Origin of the sequence: uncultured Psychrobacter sp. (assembly GCF_947500265.1) — a bacterium.
GTDB lineage: Bacteria > Pseudomonadota > Gammaproteobacteria > Pseudomonadales > Moraxellaceae > Psychrobacter.
The window spans coordinates 114,045-124,986 of record NZ_CANMRN010000009.1; the positions used below are offsets into that span (position 1 = coordinate 114,045).

Consider the following 10,942-nt stretch of genomic DNA (forward strand, 5'->3'; position numbering starts at 1 on the left):
GTTTGACCATCTCTCGTTTACGAATACCGTTTAAAGATATTCGATAGAATAAGAGTGTGGCCAAATAACGATCTATTAAGGTAGATGATATACTGGTTAAAAGACAAACTAGCTAAGCAACTGATAAGCAAACCTCGCTTATTATAAGCTGCTATAGTTTCAATCGTAACGGTTTTAATATAGTTAGCTAGTGATAGGGACTTGCAAGACATCTAATTAAGGTTAAATACCGCAGAATCGATGGTTTAGAGACTATTGGTTGAGATTTTTTCAGATAGTCCTTTTTAGCAATTTCTTGGCCAATATTTTATTGGCGTATTGAGCGATTGCTCGATCCATCCTGATCACCATGCTGTATTAGTGAGTTGTAACAACTCAACAAAAAGCGTAACACATGGTTACTATCACATAGAAACAAATAAAAATTTACCTAGGATTATACGCTAAATTGACCTAAAATTGCCAGTCAGTAATAGAATTTAACGATTGTTGGTAGTGATTCTACGTACTAAAACTTATGGTTATGATTGTCTAGTTTCTGTCTTTCTTATTTGTATTCAAACAGATTGCTAACTTAGCGATGTCTTGGTTTTCGATCTGTCCATAATTTATGCTACTTTTAAGCAGCGTTTTCTCTCGTTATTTGATGCTTCAATAACGTTTCATTCTCAAAATTTTAATTTACTAAATTTATTGCCAATCTTGTGCTTTATAAGGAATGCTATATGTGTGCTGTGCCCGTCATTATCCCGGCTATTGATTTAAAAGATGGTAAGTGTGTACGTTTAAAACAAGGCCGTATGGAAGATGATACGGTGTTCTCTGATGATCCAGTTGCTATGGCAGCGCGTTGGGTAAATGAAGGTGCGCGTCGCCTGCATTTGGTTGATTTGAATGGTGCTTTTGATGGCGTGCCAGTACATAGACAAGTGGTCAATGATATCACCAAAGCCTATCCGAACCTGCCTATTCAATTGGGTGGCGGTGTACGCAACATGAACACTATCGAGCAGTATATTACCGCAGGTTTGACGTATATCATCATCGGTACAAAAGCTGTTGAAGATCCTGATTTTGTCGCGGAAGCTTGCCGCGAATTTGCAGGGCATATCATCGTCGGTATCGACGCCAAAGACGGTATGGTAGCCACTCATGGCTGGGCAAACGTGACAGATACCAAAGCGACCGAACTTGCTAAGCGCTTTGCAGATGTAGGTGTGTCATCAATCGTTTATACTGATATCGCCCGCGATGGCATGATGCAAGGCGTTAACGTTGAACAAACTGTTAATTTGGCGCGTGAAGGCGGACTACCTGTGATTGCATCAGGTGGCGTTACCGATATGAAAGATATCGAGCTGTTAAAGCCTTATGGTGATTGTATCGAAGGTATTATCACTGGTCGTGCTATCTATGAAGGCACACTGAATTTGAGCGAAGCACAGCTTTACTTAGATAGCTAAATAAAGCTAGGCAGCAAAAATCAGGCAGATAATTATCAGCAATCAGCTAAGCGAGAAAAATCCGTAAAAAATAAAGGATGCTTATGGCCACTTACATTGACCGTCCAATAATACGCAGTTCTATAAAAGCGTGGGGTCAAATGGTGTTGCTACTAAGCATCCTTTTTTCGTTTTCGGCGCATGCTGCCAGTGAAGAAATTTCTGGTATCGCAGCAGCGCTAGGCTTAGAGACAACTGAAGGTGTAGAGACAATAGAGGAAAGCGTATCTAACGATAATTCTGCCACATCAGAAAATGAAACATCAACAGGTGATACTACAGAACCTGCCAGCTCATTGCCAACGCCTGCTCCACCGCCAGTAATTAGCGGCGAAAGCACCAACAATGCTCAAATCGAGACCACACCCACACCGCAAAAAGACAACGACATTCGTCAACGTATCAGCGGTATTTTCTCTGAAATCGAAGGCTTACAAGCCGTCAACGTTAGTGTCACCCAAGGGGTCGTTACCCTAACGGGAGAAACAGCCAACGAAAAAAAAGCACAGCAAGCGATCAACTTAACCAACCGACTAACAGATGTCGTCACTGTAGAAGACAGAATTAACCGCACGCTAGATGTTCAAGAGAATGTCTCAACAGTCTATCAAGGTTTAAAAGCGCAGGTGACCAATCTTGTGAAGGCTCTGCCGCTACTATTGGTCGGCATCGTTATATTTGCCTTGGTAGCATGGTTTGGCAGTTGGTTATCTAATCGCAAAAAGATGTGGCAACGTCTAACACCCAATCCATTTGTCGCTGAGCTGCTGTCACAAACGGTCAAAGTCATCTTTATTATCTTTGGTCTGATTCTAGGACTAAGTCTAATAGGTGCAGAGACTATTTTAGGCACATTGCTTGGTGGGGCAGGTGTCATTGGTATTGCGGTTGGTTTCGCAGTAAAAGATACCATTGAAAATTATATCGCTTCATTAATGCTGAGCATTCGCCAACCTTTTCGTGCTCGTGACCATATCGTGATTAATGGACAAGAGGGCATCGTGGTTCGTTTGACTTCACGTGCGACAATACTGATGACACTGGATGGTAATCAGTTGCGCATTCCTAATGCCGAAGTGTTTAAAGGCACAATTCTAAATTACACCAAAAACCCTGAGCGTCGATTTACCTTTGAATTGGGCGTTGATGCCAATGATGACCCATTAGCAGCAATCAAAGTCGGATTAGATGCGATACATACGTTAGCGTTTGTGTTGAATGAACCAAAGGCGATTGCGGTCATTACCAATGTAGGTGATTCTAATATTGTTTTGGAATTTCAGGTTTGGGTAGATCAATCAGAGACTGACTTTGCCAAAGCACGCAGTATCGCCATTCGCGAGACCAAGCACGCACTAGAAGATAAAGGCTTTAGCTTACCTGAGCCGATCTATCGTCTGCGCTTTAACAACAAGTTAGAAAAAGCCTTTGAACACATGCAAAGCAGTGCCAACAATGCTAATAATGTTCAATCCAATATAACGATTACGCCGTCGATTCCTGAACCTATTGACACAAATCAGGTCAACGAAAGTCATATAGATGACCAAGATAAAAAACAAGCCAAGGCTCGAGCCAAGACCATTTTACAAGGTCGCAGTGCTAATGAGGTTCTCGATGCCCGTCCTGACGATAAGCTGATGGAAAAAGTCGAGCAAGAGATTGCTCAAAGCTCAGATGAGACCGATTTATTGAATAATAATAGCCCGCAAGAATAGGTACTAGACATTAAATAAGGTTTAGGCATAAAAAGTGCAACAGAATCTATATTTGGTGGTTATTCAAATACGGGGCTTTTTATGGAAATGAAACACGTTATTATCTTTGCAATAATTGGTATTGTGGCATTGCTTGGCTTTAACATTATCAATGGCAATAGTCGCGAACAAAATAGAGAGATTGCAACCAGTAGTGTAGCGCCTGAACAGCCTGATTCTACAGTAGCTACCTCTGATACAGATATTACTAGCCAGCCACTTAGCCAACAGCCGAAAGCGATCGTAGATAGTGCTACTAGCAAAATTGATCAAGCGCAGCAAGCCGAGCAAGACCGTGTAGAGCAATTGGACGATGCGCAATAGGCACAATAAATAGATATATCATTTATGATTGAAAAGTACACAGCATAAAAAAGGCTAACGATTACGTTAGCCTTTTTTATTGTATTACAACACCAGTATCTAAGTATCAGTCTCCGCTTAGCTTTTTTTAGCAGCACCTCTGCGGTTGCTGCTTCTTTTCGCCGGAGCTTTCTTAGGCTGCTCTTTCTTCGGTTGACCTTTTTTGCTTTGGTTCATTGCACTAGATTGCAATTTAGCCTTCAAATCAAAATCAATCTGTAGCAGGTCCATGTTGACACCCGCAACCTTAACTTTAACCGAATCGCCAAGTCCAAATAGCGTGCCTTTATCTTTACCAATAAGCTGCTGTTGCTGTTCATCGTAGACAAAGAAATCATCGCCAACGTTTGAGATATGAACCAAACCATCGATATATAAGTCAGTCAATGTGACGAATAGACCAAAGCTAGTAACCGTAGTCACAACGCCTTCGAACTCTTCACCGACGTGATCGGTCATATAATGACACTTGAGCCAAGACTCTACATAACGTGATGCTTTTTCTGCACGGCGTTCTGTATCTGATGTTTGTGTACCAGCACCTTCAAGAGAAAAGTCCATAACAGGCTGTGGGCTATTGGTGACTTTTGCCTTAATCGCACGATGCAGCATCAAATCTGGATAACGGCGAATCGGCGAGGTAAAGTGGCTATATTCGTCATATGCTAAGCCAAAGTGACCAATATTGTCAGGTGCATAGTTTGCTTGCATCATTGAACGCAGCAGCATGCTATGAATACTGATAGCATCTGGTCTATCTTTAGTCGCTTCGATAATGCGCTGATAATCCGCTTGCGTTGGATTCTCTTCTGGGAATGGTAAGCCAAAGTTTTTTGCATATTCATGAATACGCATCGACTTCTCATTATCAGGCTTATCATGGTTACGATATAAGACTGGTAACTCATGCTTAAGCGCGAAGTTTGCAGCACAAGTATTGGCAAGCAGCATACACTCTTCGATTAGCTTCTGAGAGTCGCCACGAGTGCGCGGTAAAATCGCTTCGATTCCGCCTTTTTCGTTGAACTTGATATATGTCTCAACCGTTTCAAATTCCATTGCATGACGTTCTTCACGCTTTTTAAGCAGTAGCTCATACAATTGATGTAAGGTATCAACAGATTTTTTAACGTCTTTATTACCTGTCAATGATTTAGGTAATCTCTTATCGTTCGGATTCACGAGATAATCATTTACTTGATTATAAGTGAGACGGGCTTGTGAGTGCATCACTGATGGATAAAACTCATATCCAGTCACTTTACCGGCGCGCGATATCTTGATATCAGCAACCATACATAAGCGATCTAGATTAGGGTTCAGTGAACATAGACCGTTAGATAACACTTCAGGCAACATCGGAATCACGCGATGCGGGAAGTATACTGAGGTACCACGCTCATAGGCATCTTGGTCAAGTGGTGAATTCGGTGTCACATAATAGCTGACATCTGCAATCGCAACCACGACACGGTAGTTACCACCAGAACGCTTTTCAGCAAATACAGCATCATCAAAGTCACGAGCATCTTCGCCATCGATAGTGACAAGCGGTAGATGACGTATATCTGTACGACCTTTTATGTCTTTTTCTGTTGGTTCTTGATAATCATCGGCTTGCTTAAGCGCAGCTTCGCTAAAATCTGATGGAATATCATAGTTGAGCAGGGTGGTCTCAATAATCAATTCACGATCATTGTCATCAGACAGCACTTCAGTGATTTTACCAGTGGCAAATTCATGCTGGTTTGGCCAGTCAATGATATCGACTTTAACAGGAGCGCCTTGCTTAATATTTAGCGCCTGAACATTGTCATCAGTAACCGTAATCGGCTGATGATTGTTTGGGCTACCAAGCTCAACACAATAGCCGTCTTCATCACGAGCAAGTGTACCGATAAAGTTGTTTTGACGACGTTCGACAACATCAACGATACGCCCTTCGGTACGCCCACGGTTGTCTGTCGAAGTGCCGACGGCTGCTACCGTGTCGCCATTGAATACCCAGCGCATTTGTTTTTCATGCAAAAACAAATCTGGCATATCATTTAGCACCACAAAACCAAAACCTTTTGGATGTGCAGATACTGTACCTGAGACGATATCTTGCTTGGTCACTGTGCGATAGCGATAAGGACGACCATCACGATTCACTTGGCCGTCACGCGCCATTGCTTTTAGGCGATTGCCCAAAGCATCAAACTGATCAGGATCATCAATGTTAAAGGCTTTTGCCAACTGTTGATGCGTGACTTCCCCATGCTCATTAATCGTGTTGAGTATCAGCTCACGACTAGGAATCGGGTTGTCATATTTTTTTGCCTCACTTGAGGCGTTTGGATCATTCCAACTCATAAATTACCGTATCTATTTTTAAAATTATTAATAGTGGCTATCTTAACACGAACGACGTCGCAATATCTTGCGTCAATTGTCTTATGTGTATTCGGTAGCAGGAAGCGGTCAGTTTTCTGGCGACCACTATAGTGATAAATCAAATATCGATATCGACATTGCTTGATTGGTTAGTGATTTTTTTACTATCTAACTCTTTTGAGACTTCTAACACCGTAGTCTGATTTGATTTATCCAAGTATTTTTGTGCTTTATCTACTTCAGTGGTCAGTGTATTGACCGTTTGCTTCATATTCTCTAGCGCTTCAATTTTATAATTGCTAATCATATCCATAGTGTCATAGACGTTATTGAAGGCATTTTGCAGTTTATCAAGCTCAATACTACTGCTAGTCGCCTGCTCGTGAATCTCACCTGACTGACGCTTGAGCATCGCTGAAGTTGATTCAATCAAACTACTGGTGGTTTTATTCAACGCAGTGATTTGATCTAATACCAATTTTTGATTGGTCATTGCTTGAGCAACGACCACAGCCGTGCGTAATGCAGACACAGTAGTCGTGGTTGCGCGATCTACGCCTTTGATTAGCTCTAAGTTATTACGGCGAATGGTGTCAAGCGCCAAATAGCCTTGTACATTCACTGCTAACTGAGTTAAAAAATCAGTGTTTTTTTGACGGACATAAAACAACATCTCTTCTTTAATAATGCGTGCCTTTTCTGGATCTGTTGCTTCTATCGCATAGACCTTCTGCTCAAGTTGCTCATCAATCTTTTTGCCAACGTAGACATACTGGCGAATAGACTGCATCAGCTCCCACATATTGACTTTTTCTTGCTCAATCATCGCATTGTCTTTGAGCAATTCGTCTTTACCATTGTAGAGACTGGTAACGACCGCATTGATGTGTGATTGTGCTGATTCATATTGACGGAAATAATCTTGTACTTTATTGCCGAACGGAATGAGACCGAACAGCTTGCGTGAGCTGGTCAGTTCTTTTTTGCTCGGATCTAAGTCTTCGACAATCCCGCGTAGTTCCGTTAGCGATTTAGCAATAGGAGAGTTGTCGAATAAGCTGTCATTCAGACTTTTTGCGGGCAAATCTAACATTCGGTTAGATACTTGTGCAGATTCGCGAATCTCTTTGGTACCTAGATTATGAATAGACTGCACGTTCTGTCGAAACTCATCGCTATGCACAGAGTTGGTAATCACATGATCAACAAAAGCATCAACCTTGGCATCGAGCTCAGGAATTTGGCTTTCATCCAATTTGACCATCTGATCTGCTTCACTTTTCTGTATTTCTTTGACAGGTTCAGGTGCTGTTAGAGAGATACTGGGAGTTGTAGCGTTTTCTGGTGGCGTCAATTCTTGCATGAAATATCCTCTGATATCGGAGAAGGGAAGTGTTTTTTGTCAACGACTCTGACAGTCGTGATATACATTGTTTTTATTTATACACTTAGCTTTTTTACACTTATGAATTGTCTTTAGCTCATACTAATTTTTATCAAATGATCACTAGTGACTGCTAAATACTAACTAGTAAATATAACTAGACCTTTAGATTACCGTGTAATCAGAAAGTTGAGAAGGTGGGTTTTGTAAAATAGCGTCAGTCAATGATGCTAGGCTATTTATGTTCAATATAGCTATGTTTATTACAGCAGTTTTTGAGTCCACATAATAAAAAACCATCAATATCCCGCAGCATATTGATGGTTAGAGTTATAAATAGCTATATAGACTAACAGCCACCACTCAAAGCAATCCAATAGACAGATTACTTTTTCTTAGTGGGTCCAAGCAGCATACCCATCTGACGACCTTCCATCTTAGGGTACTGTTCGACGTTTGAGATATCAGCAGTATCTTCAATGATACGATCAAGTTGTTTGCGACCGATATCTTGGTGCGCCATTTCACGTCCGCGGAAACGGATGCTAATTTTAACTTTGTCTTGATCTTCCAAGAAGCTCACGATTTTTCTCAGTTTAACCTGATAATCGGCCTCTTCGGTACTAGGACGTAGCTTCATCTCTTTAAGCTGAGTCTGCTTTTGGTTTTTCTTAGCTTCTTTAGCCTTTTGCTTTTGATCATAGAGGAAGTGCTTATAATCCATGATCTTACATACTGGCGGCTTAGCTTCAGGAACTAATTCAACCAAATCTAGATTTTCATCACGTGCCGCTTTCATCGCGGTTGCGATATCAACCACGCCCATTTGCTCGCCATCTTCTTTAACGAGACGGACTTCTTTGACATTGATATCTTCGTTGATGTTCAAACGGTTGGACTGTTTAATAGGTATTACTCCTCATCTGTTTTTGGGGTCTGTCGGCCTTTTTTACTGACAGCGGTCTGTACTAATGTAATAAATTCAGAAACACTCATCACGCCAAGGTTCTCACCTTCGCGAGTTCGGACGTTGACACTGCCCGATTCGACTTCTTTATCCCCTAATACTAGCATATAGGGAATACGTTCTAATGTTTTCTCTCGTATCTTAAATCCAATCTTTTCGTTACGCAAGTCGCTAATAGCGCGCAAACCTGCATTTTTAAGCTCGCTAACCACGTTTTCACATGCATCAGCTTGCTTATCGGTGATATTCATGACCACAACTTGCTGCGGTGCTAGCCATACTGGCATCCAACCGGCATAGTTTTCGATCAAAATACCAATGAAACGTTCAAATGAACCTAAGATTGCACGGTGCAACATAATAGGTACTTCACGATCGTTTTGCTCATTGACGAACTCAGCATCGAGACGCTCAGGCATGTTTGGATCAACCTGAATAGTACCGCACTGCCAAATACGACCTAAAGAATCCTTCAGACTGAACTCGATCTTTGGACCATAGAATGCACCTTCGCCAGGTAAGTAATCCCAGTCTAGCCCTGAGCTATCAAGCGCATCTGCTAGCGCTTTTTCTGCAAAGTCCCAAGACTCATCACTACCAACACGTTTTTCAGGGCGGGTAGAAAGCTTCATAATGATATTGTCAAAACCAAAATCTTCATAGACAGCAAGCGTTAGCTTAATAAAGTCAGCGACTTCTTGTTGAATCTGTGCCTGCGTACAGAAGATATGCGCATCATCTTGAGTAAAACCACGTACGCGCATCAAACCATGCAATGAACCTGATGGCTCGTTACGATGACAAGAACCAAACTCAGCCATACGCAGTGGCAAGTCACGGTAAGACTTTAGGCCTTGGTTAAATACTTGCACATGACAAGGGCAGTTCATCGGTTTTACCGCATAATCACGGTTTTCACTAGAAGTCGTGAACATATTGGTTGCATAGTTGCCCCAATGTCCTGAGCGCTCCCACAAGCTGCGATCGACGATTTGAGGTGTTTTAATCTCTTCGTAGCCGTTATCGTATTGTACTTTGCGCATATATTGCTCAAGTACTTGATAAATTGTCCAACCATTAGCATGCCAGAACACCATACCTGGCGCTTGCTCTTGCATATGAAATAGGTTCAGCGCTTTACCAATTTTACGATGGTCACGTTTTTCTGCTTCTTCAATACGTTGGATATAAGCCTTTAACTGTTTCTTATCAGCCCACGCAGTACCATAGATACGCTGTAACTGCTCGTTTTTCGCATCGCCGCGCCAATAAGCACCTGACATTTTGGTCAGTTTAAATACTTTCAAAAAGCGCGTGTTCGGTACATGCGGACCACGGCACATATCGACATATTCTTGATGATGATACAAGCCGAACGCTTCTTCACCTGGCATATCATTAATAAGCTTTAGCTTATAGTCTTCGTTACGTGATTCAAATATCTCAATCGCTTCGGCACGTGGCGTCATTTTTTTGATAACGTCATAATCTTGCTTGATCAGCTCCATCATGCGTTTTTCAATCGCTTCCATATGCTCAGGCGTAAATGGCGTTTCGCTAAAGATATCGTAATAAAAACCATCATCAATAACAGGACCAATGACCATCTTCACATCAGGGTAGAGCTGCTTAACCGCATGACCTAATAAGTGAGCGCATGAGTGACGGATAATATCGACACCGTCGTCATCTTTTGGCGTTACGATTTCAACATTGGCATCAGCGACGATAGGATCATGTGCATCTACTAAATGACCATTTACACGTCCAGCAACCGTCGCTTTAGCGAGTCCTGTCCCAATACTTTGCGCCACTTCCATGACTGTTGTATGACCTTCAAAGTCTTTTACACTACCATCGGGTAAAGTAATCGCTACCATAATCTATTCGCCTATTATTGGGTCCGTTGGCAGTGATGATTGCAACCATCAATCATATAACCGTGAGACCACATCAATTATATCTAATCATCGTGATATGTTGTGAAAGGGACGCATTACCTAGAGTCTTACTATGACTATATATGCTAGGGCTGATATATGGCTCGAAACCATTAAATCAATAGCATTGCAACAAAATGTATGTCGCTATATGGATAATACAACAGCCAACGGATATAAGTAATGCAGCAAAACACCTATTATAGCAAAAACCGTCTCTCAACACTAGATATCAAGGGATTGGGCGTCGACTAATATAAGAGCATATCTTATGATAAAGGTAGTATCAGATACTGCACTATATAGGACAATATGTTGAAAGCATCATATAACCCCGAATAACTTAGCTTCTATATAGTGCTATTTATATGAATACCAACATTCAAAAATATGAGAGATAATTTACTTAGAAGGGACATGCAAGAAGATCAGGATGAACAAGCCCAGTTATTATAATTAAATAAAGCCTACCTTTATTAAAAATTGGTGAATTAAATCGTATTACACGCTAGTATTTAAAAAATAGAGAATATCAATTCTATAACCCATTGAAAAAAATACAAATTTACTCTCCTCCTAAAATAAGATTAAAAACATTAATAAAACGGGTTGACACAAAAGTTAAACCGTCTATAATACGCACCTCATCAAGA

Annotated in this window: 7 protein-coding genes; 3 read left to right on the plus strand and 4 right to left on the minus strand. The window is 41.3% G+C overall.

Annotated elements, in window-relative coordinates:
* Positions 1-725: 725 nt before the first annotated feature.
* The 3 genes from hisA (at position 726) to Q0788_RS12375 (ending at position 3,583) form a co-directional block, all read left to right on the plus strand.
* Positions 726-1,463, plus strand: a complete 738-nt coding sequence (gene hisA, locus Q0788_RS12365) for a 1-(5-phosphoribosyl)-5-[(5-phosphoribosylamino)methylideneamino]imidazole-4-carboxamide isomerase (protein ID WP_298811130.1) — start codon at positions 726-728, stop codon at positions 1,461-1,463.
* An 83-nt stretch (positions 1,464-1,546) separates the two neighbouring features.
* Positions 1,547-3,220 (plus strand): mechanosensitive ion channel family protein, encoded by a 1,674-nt coding sequence (locus Q0788_RS12370; protein ID WP_298811131.1) that lies wholly within the window; start codon positions 1,547-1,549, stop codon positions 3,218-3,220.
* Positions 3,221-3,301: 81 nt separating this feature from the next.
* The gene (locus Q0788_RS12375; protein WP_298811132.1) at positions 3,302-3,583 is read left to right on the plus strand and encodes a hypothetical protein; all 282 of its coding nucleotides are present in this window, start codon (positions 3,302-3,304) and stop codon (positions 3,581-3,583) included.
* A 117-nt stretch (positions 3,584-3,700) separates the two neighbouring features.
* Here Q0788_RS12375 and rnr read toward each other — a convergent pair whose 3' ends face one another.
* The 4 genes from rnr to thrS all read right to left on the minus strand — a co-directional run bounded on the left by rnr (position 3,701) and on the right by thrS (position 10,229).
* On the minus strand, positions 3,701-5,977 hold the full coding sequence (gene rnr / locus Q0788_RS12380) for a ribonuclease R (RefSeq protein WP_298811133.1): 2,277 nt from the start codon (positions 5,975-5,977) through the stop codon (positions 3,701-3,703).
* A gap of 139 nt (positions 5,978-6,116) precedes the next feature.
* Entirely contained in the window at positions 6,117-7,361 is a 1,245-nt protein-coding gene (locus tag Q0788_RS12385) for a toxic anion resistance protein (RefSeq protein WP_298811134.1), read from the minus strand.
* A gap of 406 nt (positions 7,362-7,767) precedes the next feature.
* Positions 7,768-8,271, minus strand: coding sequence for a translation initiation factor IF-3 (gene infC, locus Q0788_RS12390; RefSeq protein WP_057762155.1), 504 nt, complete (start codon positions 8,269-8,271; stop codon positions 7,768-7,770).
* A 23-nt stretch (positions 8,272-8,294) separates the two neighbouring features.
* Entirely contained in the window at positions 8,295-10,229 is a 1,935-nt protein-coding gene (gene thrS / locus Q0788_RS12395) for a threonine--tRNA ligase (protein ID WP_102091060.1), read from the minus strand.
* Between the last annotated feature and the right edge of the window lie 713 nt (positions 10,230-10,942).

Excerpts from the sequence above, each read along its gene's own strand:
- hisA (WP_298811130.1), top strand. The coding sequence starts at position 726 with ATGTGTGCTGTGCCCGTCATTATCCCGGCTATTGATTTAAAAGATGGT.
- Q0788_RS12370 (WP_298811131.1), top strand. The coding sequence starts at position 1,547 with ATGGCCACTTACATTGACCGTCCAATAATACGCAGTTCTATAAAAGCG.
- Q0788_RS12375 (WP_298811132.1), top strand. The coding sequence starts at position 3,302 with ATGGAAATGAAACACGTTATTATCTTTGCAATAATTGGTATTGTGGCA.
- rnr (WP_298811133.1), bottom strand. The coding sequence starts at position 5,977 with ATGAGTTGGAATGATCCAAACGCCTCAAGTGAGGCAAAAAAATATGAC.
- Q0788_RS12385 (WP_298811134.1), bottom strand. The coding sequence starts at position 7,361 with ATGCAAGAATTGACGCCACCAGAAAACGCTACAACTCCCAGTATCTCT.
- thrS (WP_102091060.1), bottom strand. The coding sequence starts at position 10,229 with ATGGTAGCGATTACTTTACCCGATGGTAGTGTAAAAGACTTTGAAGGT.